Origin of the sequence: Bradyrhizobium sp. SK17, from assembly GCF_002831585.1 — a bacterium.
GTDB lineage: Bacteria > Pseudomonadota > Alphaproteobacteria > Rhizobiales > Xanthobacteraceae > Bradyrhizobium.
On the sequence record NZ_CP025113.1, the window covers coordinates 3,346,123 to 3,364,368 of the forward strand.

Below are 18,246 nucleotides of genomic sequence, written 5' to 3' on the forward strand. Positions count from 1 at the left end.
AAGTACGTTGCCGGCACCGGCTGAGGCTGTGGCCGAACCGCTTCTTGCGCTCTCGCAGCTCACGAAGCGGTTCGGCAGCTTCACCGCGTTGTCGGATGTCTCGCTCGATCTCCGTCCCGGCGAGGTACATTGCATCCTCGGCGAGAACGGTGCTGGCAAGTCGACGCTGTGCAATCTGATCTTCGGCGTGCACCAGCCCGATAGCGGCGCGATGCAATATCGCGGCGGCCCGTATCGGCCGTCAGGCCCTGCGGACGCCTTGGCGCAGGGCATCGCGATGGTGCACCAGCATTTCAGCCTGGTCGGCGACATGAGCGTTGTCGACAATGTTCTGCTCGGGCGCCAGCGCGGCATCCTCGATCGCAGGCAATGCGCCCGGGATCTCGAGAAGCTGGCTGCCGAATACGGCCTGCCGCTCGATCCATTGGCGAAGATCGACGATCTCTCGGTCGGCGAGCGGCAGCGGGTCGAGATTGTCAAATGTCTGATCCGCGATCCCCATCTTTTCGTGCTGGACGAGCCGACAGCGGTGCTGCTGCCGGATGAAATCGCGGCGCTGCTCGACGTCTGCCGTCGGGTCGCGGCTGGCGGTCGCGCGGTGGTGCTGGTGACGCACAAGCTTGCCGAGATCAAGAAGGTCGCCGATCGCGTCACCGTGCTGCGCGGCGGTCGGACGGTGGCAACCTCGAACGATCCGACCGCGGATATCGACGCGCTGGTGCGCGCGATGATCCAGGGCAACGTCGAAGCACTCGACACGTCAGCGGCATCGATCCTCGGACTGGAGCCTGTCACCCATGTGGGCCACGAGCCGGCTTCGAAAGCCAAGGTCGAGGCCCTTCAGATCGACGGCCTGACGGTGAAAGACCGCCAGGGCGTCACGCGGCTCGACAATTTCACCCTCATGGTCGACCGCGGCGAGATCGTCGGCGTGGCCGGCGTCGAGGGCAACGGCCAGAGCGAACTCACGGCCGTGCTTGCGGGCATGATGGAGGCGACCGAAGGGCGGGTCCATCTCGGCGCGACCGAGCTTACCGGCCGCTCACCGAAGGAGATCACAGCAGCCGGTGTCGGTATCGTACCTGAAGACCGTCATGCGGTGGGCTCGTGCTCGGCATGAGCGTGGCGGAAAACATCTATCTCAACCGGATCGACGAGTTCACCCGCTTCGGCTTCCTCAGGCGCGGTGCGCTCGAGCGCGAGGCGGCCGCGCTGATGCAGCGCTTCGACGTCCGTGCCCGCGGGCCCGCTTCGCTGTTTTCAAGCCTGTCCGGCGGCAACCAACAAAAGGCGGTGCTGGCGCGCGAGATCACGCTGCCGAATCTGTCTTGTTTGGTCGCAGCGCAACCGACGCGCGGGCTCGATGTCGGCGCGGTCGCCGCCGTCTACAGCCACATCCGCGAGGCCTGCGGCCGCGGCATCGCGGTTCTGCTTGTGTCATCGGAGCTCGACGAACTATTGACCGTCGCTGATCGTATCGTCGTGCTCTATCGCGGGCGGATCATGGGATCCTGCCCGGCCGATCCGGCACGGAAGGAGGCCATCGGTGCCATGATGGCAGGGCAACCGCAATGACCGCCGTCAACCAGCAGCCCTCGATCGGGACAACGACCCGGCTCTCGCTCCGGCCGACTTTGCTTGTGCCGGTGCTGGCCGTGGCGTTTGCCGCATTGGTCGGCCTTGCGCTGATCGCCATGATCGGCGTGTCGGTGCCGAACGCGATCGCGGCCTTCATCGACGGCACCGTCGGTTCGCCCTATGCGCTCGCGGCTTCGCTCAACCGAAGCTCGGTGTTCGCCCTGGTCGGCTTCGGCTTCGTGCTGGCACACCGCGCGAACCTGACCAATGTCGGCGGCGAGGGCCAGATCGCGGTTGGCGGCATCGCAGCGACAGCGGTTGCGCTCTACGGCCATGTCAGCGGCCTGCCGCTCGGACTGGCCTTCATCCTGCCGATGCTTGCGGCCGTGATCGCCGGCGCGCTCTGGGGCGGGATCGCCGCGGTGCTCAAGGTCAAGTCCGGTACCAACGAGGTGATTTCCACGCTGCTGCTGTCGTTTATTGGCGTCTGGCTACTCTATTGGTGCGTGCAGTCGTCGGCACTGTTGCGCAAGCCGATGACGAGTTCCGCGACATTGCCGGAGTCGTTGGAAATTCCTGACGAGACCAAGCTGCCGTTGCTGACCGGCGATTACTCCTTTCCGGTGCATATCGGATTGCCGCTGACGTTCATTCTCGCTGTTGTCGTCTGGGTCATTCTGTCCAGGACCATTCTCGGCGTGTGGCTGCGGGCTGTTGGTCTCAATCCGGTGGCGGCAAACCGCGCCGGGATCTCCTATGCACGGACCGTGATCTTTGCGCTTTCGGCCGCCGGCGCGCTTGGCGGACTTGCCGGCGCGATGATGCTGCTCGGCGAGCAGTATACGCTGAAGGACGGTTTTTCCTCCGGCTATGGCTTCGATGGCCTCGTTGCCGGGCTGTTGTCACGCGGTTCGGTGCCGGGCGTGATCGCGGCCTCATTGTTGTTCGGCTTCATGCGTTCCGGCGGCATCAACATGGAGATGGTCGCGGCGGTGCCGACCGCGCTCGTCGTCGTCATCCAGGGCCTGATCGTGATCACGCTGGCGGGTGCGGCGCTGTTCATCGAGAAATGGGAGCAGCGATGAGTTGGGAGCTGTTCGCAGTCTTTCTGGGATCATCGATCCGGCTTGCCGCGCCGCTATTGCTGGCCGGCATCGGCGAGATGGTGAGCGAGCGCGCCGGTGTACTCAATATGAGCATCGAGGGCTTGATGCTGACGTCGGCCTTCGCCGCGGCCGTCGGCGCCTGGGCCACCGGAAATCCGCTGATCGGTCTGCTCATTGCGATCGTCGCGGTGCAGCCGATTGCGCTACTCCAGGCCGTGCTGAGCAATTCGCTGCGTGCCAACCAGATCGTCTCCGGCATCGGCATCAACATCCTGGTATTGGGCGCGACGACGCTGGCCTATCGCGAGATTTTCGGCGCGCGGTCGCGGGCCGAGATTCCAGGCCTTGCCAAGGTCACGCCGCCACTGCTCGGCGATATTCCGGTGATCGGCAGTGCGGTGTTCGAGCAGGTCTGGCTGCTCTATGCTGGGATCGGCCTGATCGTCGTAACGGGACTTGTGCTGCGCTATACCTCCATCGGCCTTGCGATCCATGCTGCCGGCGCCGAGCCGCGGGCAGTCGACAAGTCCGGCCTATCGGTGACGCGCGTGCGCTATGCTTGTGTCCATTTTGCGGGCTTCATGGCCTCGCTCGCCGGTGCGTTCCTCTCGATCGGCGACATTCACACCTTTACCGAGGGCATGACCCGCGGTGCCGGCTATCTGGCGATTGCTTCCGTCATCTTCGGCAAATGGCGGATCGGCGGAACCACGTTGGCCTGTTTGTTATTCGGTGCGGCAACAGCGCTTCAGTTCCAGCTTCCGGCGCTCGGGATCGCTGTTCCCAACGCGCTGCTGATCATGCTGCCGTATCTCTTGGCCTTGCTTGCTGTTGGCGGTCTCGTCGGCCGTCAGATGGCACCAGCAACGCTCGGCGAGCCGTACCGGCGCTAAGAGGCGGTTTGTCCCGTGGGCGGGGGACGTGTTCGTGCGGACCCTGCGCAATGAATGATTGGTACGAGGAAATCCGGACTGGGACCCGTATTCGGGATGACACATGCCTCTGAGCCTCGAAAAATGCCTTGCATCAAACCGGGTGTCTCCACACGATTGGAAAAATGAGCAAGAACCCTAATACTCGTAGGGAGTTTTGCGGTGTTGCAGACGAAGCGTAGCTATAGCGGCATGGTAACCGCGCCGCACCACCTTGCGGCGCAGGCGGGGCTTGCCGTCCTCGCGGAAGGCGGCAATGCCATAGAGGCCATGATCGCGTCGGCTGCCACGATCGCCGTGGTCTATCCTCATATGAACGGTCTCGGGGGCGACAGCTTCTGGCTCGTCGGCCGGGCTGGCTCGGATCCGGTCGGAATTCAAGCCTGCGGACGCTTTGCGATAGGGGGCGATCGCGCCTGGTATCGCGTGCAGGGGTACAGCAGTATCCCGAGCCGCGGACCCTTGGCCGCGCTCACGGTCGCGGGCACCGTCGATGGCTGGCAGAAGGCTTACGAACTCAGCCGTGATCACCACAGCGGACGGTTGCCACTGGCCCGACTGCTCGAGCCTGCAACGCTCCATACCGAGGAAGGCTTTGCCGTCACGCGGACGCTGCACGAGAACATCGGCAAGAAGCGGCCTGAGCTTCAGGATGTGCCGGGCTTTGCCGAGGTCTATTTGCCGCAAGGCGCGCCGCCTCCGATCGGCGCCTGCGACAACCGCGTGTTGCCGAAACGTTGCGGCGGTTGGCGAAGGCGGGTCTGTCAGACTTCTACCGGGGCGATCTGGCGCGTTCGATGGCTGATGATCTCGAGCGATTGGGCAGTCCGCTTCGGCTCGCCGACTTGGAGCGGCATCAGGCATCGCTCGTGACGCCGCTGTCGGTCGAGGTCGCCGGGCACGGTATTCAACATGCCGCCGCCGACACAGGGCCTGGCGTCGCTTCTGATCCTGGCGCTCTATGCCCGCCGGATTGCAGGCGAGCCCGACGGCGTTGATCATTTGCACAGGCTGGTCGAATGCACGAAGGCTGCCTTCCGCATCCGCAACCGTTATGTGACTGATCCCGACTATATGGAGCGATCAGCGACAACGTTTCTGTCGGAGGAATCGCTGGCTGCGCTTCATCAAAAAGTGTCTGAAAGTCATGCTGCGCCGTCGCTTGATCCTCCCGGGCAGGGCGATACTGTGTGGCTCGCCGCCGCCGATCGTACCGGGCTCAGCGTCAGCTTCATTCAAAGCGTCTACTGGGGGAGGACGCCAAACGCTGAGTTGATTGGCGCCCTGTCCGGCCTGTCCGTGTGACGCGGTCTGGAAAAATTGGCGTGAAGCACCCTCCGACCGTGATCACAGAACGACCTCGATCAGACGGGGACCGCGACCTTTCATCGCGCTGCCGAACTGGCTCGCGAACTCCTCGACCGACGTTGCGCGGCTTGCCTCCACGCCCATTCCGGAGCCGAGCTTGACCCAGTCAAGCTCGGGATTATGCAGATCGAGCATTGAAAATGCCTTCGGACCGGCATTGCCGGCTCCGACGCGCGCAAGCTCGATATTGAGGATCGCGTAGGAGCGGTTGGCGAAGATCACCGTGGTGACGTCGAGCGCCTCCCGTGCCTGGGTCCACAGCGCCTGCAGCGTATACATCGCCCCACCGTCGCCATGGAGACAGACGACCTTCCGGTCCGGGGAGGCCACCGCAGCGCCGGTGGCAAGGGGAATACCCTGTCCGATCGCTCCGCCGGCCAGTGTCAGATGGTCGTGTGGCTCGATACCGTCGGCAAAGCGATGCACGCCGCTTCCGGCCGTGGCGCCTTCGTCGGAAATGACGGCTCCGGCCGGAAGATAATGCGCGATGATTTGTCCGGCCGTCCGCGCATCGAGCGGTCCGCCCGGAATGTCCGGCCTGCTCAGTACGCCAACATGCTGCGGCTGCCCTGAGGCCTTCACAGCCTCGGCAAGCCCCTCCAGGGCGCCCGTGCCATCCTCATGCTCGTGGGCGAGATGGAGAATTCTGCAGTCCTGGGGGGTGCACCAGGATGGCTTGTTCGGATAGGCGAAGAAGCTGACGGGAGGCTTGGCGCCAACCAGGATGAGCTGCTCGGCCTCGCTCATGAACTCGACGATTTGCTCGGCGAAATACGGAATGCGTTCGACCCGCACGCGGCCGGCGCCGCGCTGGCACCGTGGTGCAAACGTATCGCAGGCGATGCGTGCGCCCGTTGCTGCCGCGACCCGGCCCGCCGCGTTTAGCCCACGCTCCTTTAGCGCGGCGCCGCGGATCAGGATCATGGTCTTCTTGCCCGACCGGAGCGCAATCGCGGCCTGATCGATCGCCTCAGTCGAAACTCCGGCTGGCCTCGGCCTCGGCAAGGCCGGCGCCGGGCGATCGGCTTCCAGCCAAGCGGTGTCGGCCGGCAGGATCAAGGTTGCGATCTGACCTGGGCATTGTAACGCCGCCTGCACGGCGCGAGCACCGTCTGCGGCGACGGTCCGGGCACTTGCCGATGAATGGATCCAGGCGGAGACCGGCCGCGCGAAACCGTGGACGTCGGAGGTGAGGGGGGCGTCGTATTGTGCATGATAGGTCGCGTGGTCGCCGACAATGTTGACCACCGGCGTGCCTGCACGACGCGCGTTGTGCAGATTGGCGAGCCCGTTCGCCAGTCCCGGCCCGAGATGCAGCAGCGTTGCTGCCGGTTTCTCGGCCATGCGGCCATAGCCGTCGGCCATGCCGGTTACAGCACCTTCGAACAGGCCAAGCACGGTCCGCATGCCCTCGACCCGGTCGAGCGCTGCCACGAAGTGCATCTCCGACGTTCCGGGATTGCCGAAGCAGACCTCGACCCCCGATGCGACCAGCGTCCGCAAGAGACTTTCCGCGCCGTTCATGCTGCTTACCCGTCGTCCTAACGATCACTTGGTCCGTCTTGATGCTTCCACGTTGGATTTCGTCACCTCAAACGGACTGATTCAACTAGGTGATTGGCTTGCCAAGGATCAGTTTGATCATGCCGCCGGATCTCCGATAGATTGCATCGGTATCCGCTGATGTGTCTTGGAACGGGTGCGGGATGCCGTGCGATTTGCAGCTTGGTCGGTAACATTGGATCGAAGCGTCGCAGGGAACCAAGGGTTTGTGAAGGTCTTAAACGGACGTCCGTGATCCTCGGGCGGACAGTACCTTCATCGACCGCAGCCATCTGTACCCAAACTGCCCACTTGGGATTCTAGCGTTACTTGCTGTCGGTGTTCCGGTGCTTCACAACACACACGTGACAAGCGGCCGTAGGAGGCCGTATTCTTGTTTGCGCTGCCGCTCTGATCGAAAGCCAAGAATGACGAATGAATCTCGGTCGAGCACGAACAATCTGACGAACCTCTACCGATTAGGTGCTCCATGACGAGCGAACGCGTCGAGAGGCGACTGGCAGCTGTGCTGGCGTCCGATGTCGCGGGTTACTCGCGTCTTATGGGAGCTGACGAAATCGGCACGCTGGCCGCCTTGAAAAAGCTTCGCCGCGAGATGATCGATCCTGCTATTGCGGCGCACAATGGCCGTATTGTTAAGACGACCGGCGACGGCATGCTCGTCGAGTTTGCAAGTGCCGTGGACGCAGTGACTTGCGCCGTTACGGTCCAGGAGAAAATGACCCAGAATCGAGACAAGGCGGGACCGCCTATCCAGTTTCGGATCGGAATAAACGTCGGCGACATCATTGTTGATGGTGACGACATCTACGGCGACGGAGTTAATATCGCTGCGCGCATCGAAAGCGAATGTGCACCGGGCGAAGTGTACCTTTCGGATGATGCGTACCGACATGTGCGGGGCAAGACGATGTTAGCGTTCGACGATCTCGGCGAACGGTGGTTGAAGAATATTGACCGGCCAGTCCGCGTCTATGCGGGGCGTTTGGTCTCCCCGTCAACGAAAGGCATCACATTGCCCGAGAGGATTGGCAGGCCGCTGCCATTGCCCGACAAACCCTCCGTTGTGGTGCTACCGTTCCAAAATATGAGTGCCGATCCGGAACAGGAGTACGTTGCCGACGGCATCGTCGAGGATATCACGACGGCTCTTTCCCGTTTCAAAGCGCTATTCGTCATCGCCCGTAACTCCAGCTTTACCTACAAGGGACGCGCGGTTGACGTGAAGCAGGTGGGGCGCGAGCTGGGCGTGCGTTATGTCCTTGAAGGGAGCGTTCGTAAGGCGACCGGTCGGCTGCGGATCACCGGGCAGCTCATCGATGCTGCGACAGGCTCGCATATTTGGGCGGACCGGTTCGACGGCGATGTTGCGGATATTTTTCAATTACAGGATCAGGTGACGGAGCGGGTCGTTGGAGCCATCGCTCCTGCAATAGAAAGGGCCGAGATTGAGCGTGCTAGACTAAAGCCAACCGAAAGTCTCGATGCCTATTCTCTCTATCTGCGTGGACTCTCCAAATTCTACAAGTTCAGCGGACAGGCGAATGCAGAGGCGCTTCGCTTGTTTAAGATTGCGATCGACGTCGATCCCGATTTTGCTGCCGCGTACGGGCGGGCCGCCCTATGCTACGTGAGCGCGAAGGCCTTTGGGTGGAGTTCCGACCTTTCAAGCGAGGTCGTCGAGGTCAAGCGGTTCAGCCAACGTGCAGTCGGCCTGGGCAAGGACGACGCGATGGCTTTGTCTTTGAGCGCCTGGGCACTCGCTTACGGGGCAGGCGACTTGCAATCGGGGTCAAGCTTGATTGATCGCGCGCTTGCGATGAATTCCAACTTGGCCGATTCATGGCACTATGGCGGGTGGATAAAAAATTGGCTCGGTGAGCGCGAAATCGCGATCGAGCGGTTCGCGCATGCAATTCGACTGAGCCCACTAGACCCGCTGATTGCAATTGCGAAGGCCGGAGCGGCGCATTGTCATTTCTACCTGGGTCGCTACGACGAAGCGATGTCATGGGCTGCCCTGGCGTTTCAGGACGATGCCAACAACCAAGCGGTTCTGCGTATTGTTGCCGCCAGTAACGCGCTTGCGGGAAGAACGGACGAGGCTCGTGAAGCGGTTGCGCTGTTGTGCGAGGTCAATCCAACACTTCGCCTATCCAATCTGAAAGAGGTGCTTGGGCCCTATCGACAAGAGGACCTTTTGCTGTACCAAGAGGCAATGAGGCGTGCCGGCCTCCCGGAATGATACCCCCATGTGACGACGAGACTGGACTAGTCCGATGGAGGGGGCCCAGATGGGGGGCGAAGTGGATTGAACACTGAGAGACCTATGGCAGACGACGTCAGCAGAGCTGAGGGCGCATTCGCGAATCCTGAACGGCTGCAGGCCACTCTGAACGTGATCCCGGCGTACACCTGGTACGCGTCCTCGTCCGGCGGGCTCACCTTTGTGAACGAGCGGACCGCAAACTACCTTGGTCTGTCGCAAGATCACCCCTTGCGTTACGGCATCGACACCGGTGCAGCGTGGGACGCCCATATCCCGTTCCTGCATCCCGACGACCACGACGAAACGCGCAAGGTCTGGTCGACCTGCCTGCGCACTGGCAGGGCCGGCGAGGTGAGTTTTCGAGTTCGCAACGCTCAAGGAGGCTACCGCTGGTTCCTCAGTCGCGCCGAACCGCTCCGGGCCAGCGATGGAACCCTGCTGCAATGGGTCGGGGTGAATCTGGAGATTGAAGAGCTCAAACGGGCAGAGCAAGCCTTGATGCGAAGTGAGGCTTATTTGGCCGAAGCGCAGAAGCTGACGCATACGGGCAGTTGGGCTTGGGACCCGCGCACGGACAAGGTCCTGTACTGCTCTGAGGAAATGTTCCGAATTTTCGGACTGGATCCGCACGAGAGTTCACCCTCTCGAGACAATTTTCGACAGCAGATCCATCCCGAGGATCGTGGTTGGGTAAAGAAGAGGTTTGAGGAGTCGCTTCGCGAAAGAGTTGATGCTTTCGCCGAGTACAGGGTTAGTCTCCCAGACGGAACAGTTAGGCACGTTAACGCCTCGGGTCATCCGGTTCTCAGCGAGGACGGCGAGCTAGTCGAGTTCATCGGCACCGCAACAGACGCAACAGAATGGAAGCGCGCCGAGGACGCATTGCGGAAAAGTGAGCTAACGCTCCGCGAAACCATCGAGACGATCCCGGCTCTTGTGTGGCGAGCGAGACCGGACGGTCATATCGACTACGTCAGCAAACGCTTGCTCAATTATCTTGGATCACCCCTGAAGGAGATCATCGGCTGGGGGTGGATGGACAAGGTTCATCCCGATGACGTCGCATTCAAAGTGCAGACTTGGTTGAACAACCTCGAAGCCACGACTTCGCACGCTGCCAATTGCCGATTTCGAGGCGCGGACGGCGCGTATCGATGGTTCAACGTGCGCGGCGAGCCTCTGCACGACGCCGAGGGGCGTGTGCAGAATTGGTACGGCGTTCTCATTGATGTGGATGACCAGCGACAGGCGGAGGAGGCGTCTCGGGATAGCGAGCTAAAGCTCCGTGAAATCATCGATACGGTGCCATCCCTATTATGGTCGGCGTCGCCGGACGGTGAGCCCACACATCTCAATCAAAGGGTCCTCGACTATAGCGGATTGCGCCTTGAGAATTTTCTGAATCTCGGCTGGGAGGCGTTCATTCACCCGGAGGATTATCCGGAAACGGCAAGGGCGTTTTTCCACGCCATTCAGACCGGCCAATCCTATGAGGTCGTACACCGCCTGCGGCGGGCCGACGGCCAATATCGCTGGCATCACGCACGCGGAGAGCCGCTGCGCGATAAACAGCAGCGCATTATCCAATGGTACGGTCTGGCAGTCGACATCGAAGAAGCCAAGAAATCGGAGAGCGAGCTAAGAGCGACGCAGGTCCTACTGGCGCGAGCATCTCAGGCCGCGACAGTCGCCGAACTGTCGGCCTCGATTGCCCACGAAATCAACCAGCCATTGGCCGGAATCGTCGCCAGCGCGCAGACGTGCCGCACCTGGCTGTCCGGCGATAATCCGAACCTTCCGCGGGCGCAGGCGGCGATAGAGCGCATTATCAGGGACGGCAATGCGGCAGCAGATATAATCCGACGCATTCGCGCCCTTTTCAAGCAAACTGCTCCGACGAAGACCCCAATGAATATCAATGCGATGATCGAGGAGGTTGAGCGTTTGGCTCAGCACGAACTCTTCCGCAGGGGTGTTTCGTTGGAGCTGGAGCTGGCGCCAGCCTTGCCTTTGGTACAGGTCGACCGGATTCAAATTCAGCAGGTGCTCATCAACCTCATTCGCAACGGTGCGGAAGCAATGGAACATGCGAACAGCGTTCCGAAGCGGCTTATCGTGCGCTCGCATTGTACGGATGGGTGCATCGTCCTTGAAGTCTGCGACTTTGGTCCGGGATTGACGCACCCCGACAAGGCGTTTGAGCCGTTTTACAGTACCAAGCAAGATGGCTTGGGTGTCGGCTTGGCCATCAGCCGCTCCATCGTTCACGCTCACGGTGGCGTGCTCCGCGTCCGCGATAACCAACCGAAAGGCGCCACATTCTGGCTTACGCTGCCATTATGGTCGGAAACTCCAGCATGATCCAGAAATCCGACCTGGTCATCATCGTGGACGATGACTTCAGAGTGCGCGAGTCGATTTCCGACATGCTCGCTTCGCGTCATCTTTCTTCCGTGGCGTTCGGATCAGCGGCCGAATATCTTCGGTTTGGCAATTCGGATGTGCCGAGCTGTCTCGTTCTTGATCTGTCGTTGCCGGACATCGACGGTCTCGAACTGCAAACTGCGATGGCACCAACCCAGCATCCTCCAATCGTGTTTATCAGCGGTCACGGAGACATCCCATCATCGGTCCGCGCGATGAAAGCGGGCGCAATTGATTTTTTGACGAAGCCGGTGGACGAAGGTCTGCTTTTGCAAGCCATAAATGTTGCATTGACCCGCGATCGGGAGGCGCGCCACAATCGAAACGAGCTGGCAAAGCTTCAAGAGCGTTACGCCTCGCTGACGCCACGCGAACGAGAGGTGCTTCCGCTCGTGGTCGGCGGACTGCTTAACAAGCAGGCAGCCGCCGAGTTGGGCATCAGCGAGGTCACGCTGCAAATCCATCGCAGCAGGGTTATGCAGAAGATGAAAGCTCGCTCGATCGCGGATTTGGTGCGCATGACTGAGCGACTAAGCATCGCACCGTCCGGTCTGGATTATACGAAACCTTGATAGTCGTCGGATGCAAAAACGGTTATGCCACGGCTGGAGAAAGGCAACTGGCGTGTCCTCGCCCGCAAAGGCGGTAGTAGCTGTCATTGATGATGACCATCGGCTCCTTGAATCTCTCGAAGATTTGCTGGAGTCGGCGGGCTACGGCGTTCGGCTATTCGCCACCGCGGAGCAATTTCTGGACACGACATTCGCCGATGTCGACTGCGTCATATCGGATATCGGCATGCAGGATGTTGATGGATTTCGACTTCAGCAGGCGATCCGGAATTTGCATCCCACGCTGCCGGTCATACTGATCACCGGCCGTCACGAGTTCGCGGCCACAGAGTATGAAGCAGCGCGGGGCGGGCGGCCGCTTTTTGAGAAGCCGTTTGACAGGCAGGAGTTGCTCGCTGCCATCGCTTCCGAGTTGCGCGCCTCGACCGGCCGGCCGTGACGGGTGCGTGACCCGCCAGACTAATGGATAAACGCTATATACCCGGCCCGCTGCGCTCCCTTACCGTCGTCTTGTAAGAAGGCTCTGCGGCTTTCGGTTTGGGCCGGACTGCTGCAAGGTCCAGTAGCGGATGCAAGTCTGTGCAAACGAAAGCGAAACCGGTCTCGCCCTACGAGATTCTACAATCCTCGGACGGATTGGGCTGGTCGGGCCTGCTCGGCGAGCTTCGCTCCTATCGCCCTAGCGAAGGCTCCGATCCGATTGCCCCGAAGGCCAAGATCGCGATTGTCCTAGGTGGCTCCGGAAAAGGCGAGGCGAGCTTCAAGATGGGGGGGAACTGGCGATCTGCCCAGCTTGATCCGGGCAGCATCTGGCTCAAGCCGAACGGCGGCCAATATGACGAATATCGTATCGCTTCACCCAAGGTTCGGGTTCTTGATCTTTACTTGCCGGAGGCCATTTTTGGGCGGCTGAGCGTTGAGTACAATCTGCCTGCAACGGCTGACCGGTTCGTTCGCTACGAAGGCGGCATACGGGACGAGGTCATCAACCAGGTCGGACTTTCCTTGCTGCTGGAGATCATGAGGCCGACATCCACTGGTCGCATGCTTGCGGAGACCTCGTCGCTGATGCTCGCCGCAAGATTGGTACAGGCCCATCTGGATATCGGCTGGGCGCGCCTGTCGGGCTCGTCGCGGCATCAGCTCGATGAGCGGCGCTTGCGGCGCGTTCTCGACTATATCGAGGAGAACCTCACGGACGACATCGCGGTCGACGACCTCGCCGGTGTCGCGTGTCTCAGTGTGTTCTACTTCATACGCGCCTTCTCTGCCGCGACAGGCATGCCTCCGCATCGCTACGTCAGCCAAAGGCGTCTCGAGCACGCAAAGGACATCATCGGAGCGGGGCGGGCGTCGATTGCCGAGGCGGCCTTCGCGTGCCGGTTTTCCTCGCAATCGAGCTTCACCCGCGCGTTCCGGCGAGCCACAGGCATGACTCCCGCGATGTACCGCCGTGCCCGCGATTCGCGGCAGTGAGCGGGCGCGCAAGAGCAAGAACGGTCTAAACGAGGGCAAGCGTGGTGCATACGCCGCGGTTGCCCGACACTAATCTGCCACGCGGCGGACCTGAGCCGCGCAAGGGGCGGACCTGTCAGCGAGCAGCTGTTTCTCGACGATCGAGGTGAAGCTATGAGCAGAAGAGTGGCCGAAGTACTAGTCGAGACGTTGCAGGCAGCCGGAGTCAGGCGCTGTTACGGGATCATCGGAGATACCGTCAACCGCATCGCCCATGCCATCGACGCCAGCGAGATCGAGTGGGTGCACATGCGGCATGAGGAGGCCGGCGCCTTTGCGGCGAGTGCGGAGGCCTTGTTCACCGGCGAACTCACGGCCTGTGCGGGCAGCTGCGGTCCCGGCAGCTTGCATTTCATCAATGGGCTCTACGAGGCTAATCGCAACCGGTCGCCGGTCATCCTGATCGCGACTCAGGTGGTGCGGGAGGATATCGGGTTCAATTCGATCCAGGAGATCGATTTCGGAGACGTCTACAAGGGCTGCAGCGTCTTCTGCGAGATGATCGTGACGCCGGAGCAGGCCCGGCGCAAGACGGTGGCGGCCTGCCAGGCTGCGCTGACCAAGCGGGGCGTTGCCGTACTGGTCGTGCCTGCAGATATCTCCAATGCTCCGGCGCATGAGGAGCGGCCCTATGTGGTTCATCATCGGCAGCCGATCGTTCGTCCTAGCGACGCCGATCTCGACCAGATCGCCGCCATTCTCAACAAGAGCAGCGCCATCACTATCTACGCCGGTGCGGGCTGCGCCGGCGCGCATGACGAGGTCGTCGCCACCGCCGCACGTCTGAAGGCGCCGATGGCGCATACCTCCCGCGGCAAGGACTTCGTCGAATACGACAACCCCTACAACGTCGGGATGACCGGCATTATCGGCGCCGCAGCCGGCTATCGCGCGATCCTCGACTGCGATGTTCTTCTGTTACTCGGCGCAGACTTCGCCTGGAGCCAGTTCTATCCGGACAAGGCCACCATCGTTCAGATCGATCATGATCCGACGCATATCGGCCGGCGCCATCCCGTGGCGTTCGGTGTCGTCGGCGACATCAAAGCGAGCCTGGAGGCGCTGCTGCCGCGCCTCGAGCAGCATCAGGACGCCAGTTTTCTCGCCTCTCATGTCAAGCGCCACGAAAAGGACCGGCAATCCGCGGCGTCGGAAACCATACCAGGTCCCGACGCGACGATCTCCGGCACCTATCTGACCAAGGTCATCAATCGACAGGCCGCCAAGGACGCCTTGTTTGCAGCCGACGATGGCACTGCGGCGGTCTGGATGCTGCGCCACATCGATACCGGCGGCAAACGCCGGACCTTTGCCAGCCTGCTACACGGCACGATGGCGAGCGGCATGCCGTCGGCGATCGGTTTGCAGAAATGCCAGCCCGGACGGCAGGTGGTCTGCCTGGCGGGCGATGGGGGATTCGCCATGCTGCTCGGCGATCTCCTGACCGTCGTGCAGGAGAAGTTGCCGATCAAGATCGTGGTCTATGATAACGGCAAGCTTGGCTTTGTCGACATCGAGCAGAAGGCGGCCGGCTTTGTGCCGATCTACACCGACCTGAAGAATCCTGACTTCGGCGAGGTCGCGAAGGCGATCGGACTTTGGGGGCACAGCGTCAGCAAGGCAGGCGATCTCGATGAAGCGATCACGAGCTGGCTTGCGCAGCCCGGCCCCGCACTTCTCCATGTGAAGGTCAATCCGATGCAACTGGTGATGCCGCCGTCGCCATTGATCGCGCCGGAGGCCGTGATTGGCATGGCCGTCTACACCGCTCGCGCCGTTCTGGAAGGCAAGGGCCATGACGTCTGGGAAATGGTCGTCGAGAACATCCGCTGACGGCGTCGCGTGAGTGACGTCAACGTCGAGGAGACACGCATATGCTTAAGGGTTTCTCGGTTCCGCTTACGCCCACCGGCGAGTCCGCGCTAGTGAATCTGCCGCCATGGCACTACTCCAGCGATTGTATCGCAATCGAATATTGGGCAGAACCTGCTGCGATCGCGGCGTTGCTTCCGCCTGGTCTCAAACTTGATGAGAAGTCTAATGGCCGCGCATTCTTCTGGTTCCTCGATTGGCAGTTCACGGGCTCGAACGATGAGCTTACGGATCCTGCCCGTTATCAGTATCGCGAAGCTTTCGTTCTGGTTGAGGCCGTGTTCGACGGTACCCCGATCAACTACTGTCCCTTCATCTTCGTCGACAATGATGCGGCGATCGCGCGCGGCTGGGCGCAGGGTTTCCCGAAGAAACTTGGCAGCGTCTTCCAGACCCGAAGCTTCGCTGCGCCCAGCGCAGCAGCGGCGCCGCTCGCCAAGGGAAGTCACTTCGGCGCCAGCGTTGCCGCGCATGGGGAGCGGCTGGCGACCGCGCGAATCCAGCTCGAGGAAAAAGTCGCCGATCCCTCGAAGGTCTTCAATCGGCCCACGGTGATGCGCCGCTATTTTCCCCAGCTTGCGGCGGCCCATCAGAAGACGGCGGCGGTCGATGAACTGACGCTGTCGCTCACCGATGACCTCGCGATCGTCGACGTGTGGGGCGGATCAGCCGAGCTGCGCATCCCGGAAGTGCAAGGCGAGGACATGCACCGAATCGCGCCGCTGCGTGTCGGCCGCGGCTATCGCCTCGGGATGGCCTATTCGGTCACGGATCTCCGCATCCTGAAGGACAACGCCGCCTAGCTGCGGCGTCGTTCAACGCCGCCACGGAAAGTCGTGGAACCTAACGAGGGCAACATAATGCCGCTCTACACCATCACCATGCAGGACGGCACGCTCGCCGGAGAAGCCAAGGCAACGCTCGCCGCCGAGTTGACTAACTTTCACGCCGAATATGCAGGGGTTCCGAAGGACTGGGTCCACATCGTCTTTCAGGATTACGCAGCAGGGAGTGGGTTTACGGCCGGCCGCGTAGCCCCGTGCGTCGGACTGACGCTTCTTATCCGCAGCGGTCGATCCTCTGAATACAAGCGCGCAATGCTGAGACGCATCTGGGACATCGTGCAGGACGCGACCGGCGCGGCCGAGGATCAGATTGTTCTCGGCATTCAAGAGGTGCCGGCCAGTCAGGCAATGGAGATGGGCAAGATCATGCCGGACGTTGCGGATCAAGGCGCCTCCTGAACGGCACGCGTCTGTTTCGGTGAATCGAAGGTTGCGGAATGACAATCAAGGGCTTTCCGACATGAGCAGAACAGCGGCGGACTATATGGCGGAAGCCCTCACCAAAGCCGGCGTCAAGCGCATCTATGGCGTCGTGGGGGATTCTCTGAACGGCTTTACCGACGCGCTCCGTCGCCGGAAATCCGTCGACTGGATCCACATGCGTCATGAAGAGGCCGCGGCGTTCGCGGCGGGCGCGGAGGCGCATCTCACCGGAAGCTTGGCGGTCTGCGCTGGCAGCTGCGGTCCCGGCAACTTGCATCTCATCAACGGCCTGTTCGATTGTCAGCGCAACGGCGCGCCCGTCCTGGCGATCGCCGCCCACATCCCGAGCAGCGAGATCGGGATCGACTATTTCCAGGCAACGCATCCCGAGAGTCTGTTCAAGGATTGCAGCCACTACGTCGAGCTTGTTTCCAATCCGAAACAGCTTCCGCAGATCCTCAAGCGCGCGATCCGCGTCGCGGTTGCAAAACGGGGTGTCGCGGTGGTCGTGCTGCCCGGCGACGTTGCGCTGATGAACATTGATGCGGACGTGCCTGAATGGATCGTGCCGACGGCGCCGGTCCTGAGGCCGAGTGCGTCCGATATCGGGCAACTCGCAAACTTCCTGAACCAGGCGTCCCGGGTGACATTGTTCTGCGGTGCCGGATGCGCCGGCGCGCATGCCGAAATTGTCGAGCTCGCCCGCAGGCTGAAGGCGCCGATCGTACATGCGTTCCGCGGCAAGGAGTTCATCGAATACGACAACCCTTATGATGTCGGCATGACTGGCCTGGTCGGCTTCGCTTCCGGCTACGCGGCAATGAAGAATTGCGATGCGCTGCTGCTGCTCGGAACGGATTTTCCCTATCGCGCGTTCTACCCGGAGCATGCCAGGATCGCCCAGATCGACGTCAGGCCGGAAGCTCTCGGCAATCGCTGCGCGCTGCAGCTCGGCCTGCTCGGCACGGTCATGGACACGCTGGATGCGGTGCTGCCGTCGATCAGCGAAAAATCCGACAGCAGTCATCTCGATGATGCCCTGGCCGACTACGCCAAGGCGCGCAGGGACCTCGACGCATTGGCCGAGAGCGGCCCGGACAGCAAGACCATTCATCCGCAATATGTCACGCGGATCGTCAGCGAACTGGCCGACGACGACGCCATCTTCACCTGCGACGTGGGTACGCCGATCATCTGGACGGCGCGCTACCTGAAGGTCAACGGCAAGCGCCGCATCATCGGCTCGTTCAATCACGGGTCGATGGCTAACGGGATGTTGCAGGCGATCGGCGCCCAGGCGACCTATCCGAAGCGTCAGGTCATCTCGATGTCGGGAGATGGCGGCTTCAGCATGATGATGGGTGATTTCTTCACGTTGTCGCAGGCCGGACTGCCGATCAAGATCATCCTCCTCAACAACGGAACGCTCGGTTTCGTCGAAATGGAAATGAAGGCCAGCGGCTTTCTGGACACCTATTGCGACCTCAAGAACCCGAACTTTGCATTGATGGCGGAAGCCGTCGGTGTCCGCGGCATCCGCGTTGAACAGCCGCAAGAGTTGCCGGCTGCGATCGCGGCTGCTCTGACCCACAATGGACCGGCGCTGGTCGATGTCGTGAGCGCCCGGCAGGAACTGGCGATGCCGCCTAAGACGACGGTCGATCAGGCCTATCACTTCGGCATGTTCATGATGAAGGCGGTGCTCGACGGCCGGGCCAGCCAACTTATCGATCTTGCGAAGGTCAATCTGACGCGCTGAAGGCTTCGGAAGAAGGAGTG

14 protein-coding genes and 1 pseudogene are annotated in these 18,246 nt (G+C 61.5%); 14 read left to right on the forward strand and 1 reads right to left on the reverse strand.

What is annotated here, in order from left to right; translation table 11 throughout:
* Positions 1-28: 28 nt before the first annotated feature.
* The 5 genes and pseudogenes from CWS35_RS15620 (at position 29) to CWS35_RS15635 (ending at position 4,921) form a co-directional block, all read left to right on the forward strand.
* On the forward strand, positions 29-1,120 hold the full coding sequence (locus CWS35_RS15620) for an ABC transporter ATP-binding protein (RefSeq protein WP_245438983.1): 1,092 nt from the start codon (positions 29-31) through the stop codon (positions 1,118-1,120).
* Positions 1,117-1,575, forward strand: coding sequence for a hypothetical protein (locus CWS35_RS40085; RefSeq protein WP_245438984.1), 459 nt, complete (start codon positions 1,117-1,119; stop codon positions 1,573-1,575). The genes CWS35_RS15620 and CWS35_RS40085 overlap by 4 nt, the downstream gene beginning before the upstream one ends.
* Positions 1,572-2,663: an ABC transporter permease gene (locus tag CWS35_RS15625; RefSeq protein WP_100952408.1), complete on the forward strand. Its 1,092-nt coding sequence runs from the start codon at positions 1,572-1,574 to the stop codon at positions 2,661-2,663. The genes CWS35_RS40085 and CWS35_RS15625 overlap by 4 nt, the downstream gene beginning before the upstream one ends.
* Positions 2,660-3,577 carry an ABC transporter permease gene (locus CWS35_RS15630; RefSeq protein ID WP_100952409.1) on the forward strand — a complete coding sequence of 306 codons (918 nt, stop codon included), beginning with the start codon at positions 2,660-2,662 and terminating at the stop codon, positions 3,575-3,577. Before CWS35_RS15625 ends, CWS35_RS15630 begins: the two co-directional genes overlap by 4 nt.
* A gap of 231 nt (positions 3,578-3,808) precedes the next feature.
* Positions 3,809-4,921: pseudogene (locus tag CWS35_RS15635) on the forward strand (gamma-glutamyltransferase family protein).
* A gap of 42 nt (positions 4,922-4,963) precedes the next feature.
* On the opposite strand, the gene CWS35_RS15640 reads toward CWS35_RS15635, so the two are convergent.
* Positions 4,964-6,508, reverse strand: a complete 1,545-nt coding sequence (locus CWS35_RS15640) for an acetolactate synthase large subunit (protein ID WP_100952410.1) — start codon at positions 6,506-6,508, stop codon at positions 4,964-4,966.
* Between the two features lie 508 nt (positions 6,509-7,016).
* Here CWS35_RS15640 and CWS35_RS15645 point away from each other — a divergent pair.
* From CWS35_RS15645 to poxB, 9 genes are all read left to right on the forward strand, one after another.
* Entirely contained in the window at positions 7,017-8,792 is a 1,776-nt protein-coding gene (locus CWS35_RS15645; protein ID WP_100952411.1) for an adenylate/guanylate cyclase domain-containing protein, read from the forward strand.
* Positions 8,793-8,876: 84 nt separating this feature from the next.
* On the forward strand, positions 8,877-11,177 hold the full coding sequence (locus tag CWS35_RS15650; protein WP_100952412.1) for a PAS domain-containing protein: 2,301 nt from the start codon (positions 8,877-8,879) through the stop codon (positions 11,175-11,177).
* Positions 11,174-11,812: a response regulator transcription factor gene (locus CWS35_RS15655; protein WP_100952413.1), complete on the forward strand. Its 639-nt coding sequence runs from the start codon at positions 11,174-11,176 to the stop codon at positions 11,810-11,812. The genes CWS35_RS15650 and CWS35_RS15655 overlap by 4 nt, the downstream gene beginning before the upstream one ends.
* A 52-nt stretch (positions 11,813-11,864) precedes the next feature.
* The gene (locus CWS35_RS15660) at positions 11,865-12,251 is read left to right on the forward strand and encodes a response regulator (protein WP_245438985.1); all 387 of its coding nucleotides are present in this window, start codon (positions 11,865-11,867) and stop codon (positions 12,249-12,251) included.
* Positions 12,252-12,391: 140 nt separating this feature from the next.
* The gene (locus CWS35_RS15665; RefSeq protein WP_157817152.1) at positions 12,392-13,288 is read left to right on the forward strand and encodes a helix-turn-helix domain-containing protein; all 897 of its coding nucleotides are present in this window, start codon (positions 12,392-12,394) and stop codon (positions 13,286-13,288) included.
* A gap of 165 nt (positions 13,289-13,453) precedes the next feature.
* A complete protein-coding gene (locus tag CWS35_RS15670; protein WP_245438986.1) occupies positions 13,454-15,160 on the forward strand; it encodes a thiamine pyrophosphate-dependent enzyme in 1,707 nt (568 codons plus the stop codon).
* Between the two features lie 41 nt (positions 15,161-15,201).
* Positions 15,202-16,002: an acetoacetate decarboxylase family protein gene (locus CWS35_RS15675; RefSeq protein WP_100952417.1), complete on the forward strand. Its 801-nt coding sequence runs from the start codon at positions 15,202-15,204 to the stop codon at positions 16,000-16,002.
* A gap of 57 nt (positions 16,003-16,059) precedes the next feature.
* Complete coding sequence (locus CWS35_RS15680) at positions 16,060-16,443, forward strand: tautomerase family protein (RefSeq protein WP_157817153.1); 384 nt, start codon at positions 16,060-16,062, stop codon at positions 16,441-16,443.
* 61 nt (positions 16,444-16,504) lie between these two features.
* Positions 16,505-18,226, forward strand: a complete 1,722-nt coding sequence (gene poxB, locus CWS35_RS15685; RefSeq protein ID WP_100952419.1) for a ubiquinone-dependent pyruvate dehydrogenase — start codon at positions 16,505-16,507, stop codon at positions 18,224-18,226.
* The last annotated feature ends 20 nt before the right edge of the window (positions 18,227-18,246 follow it).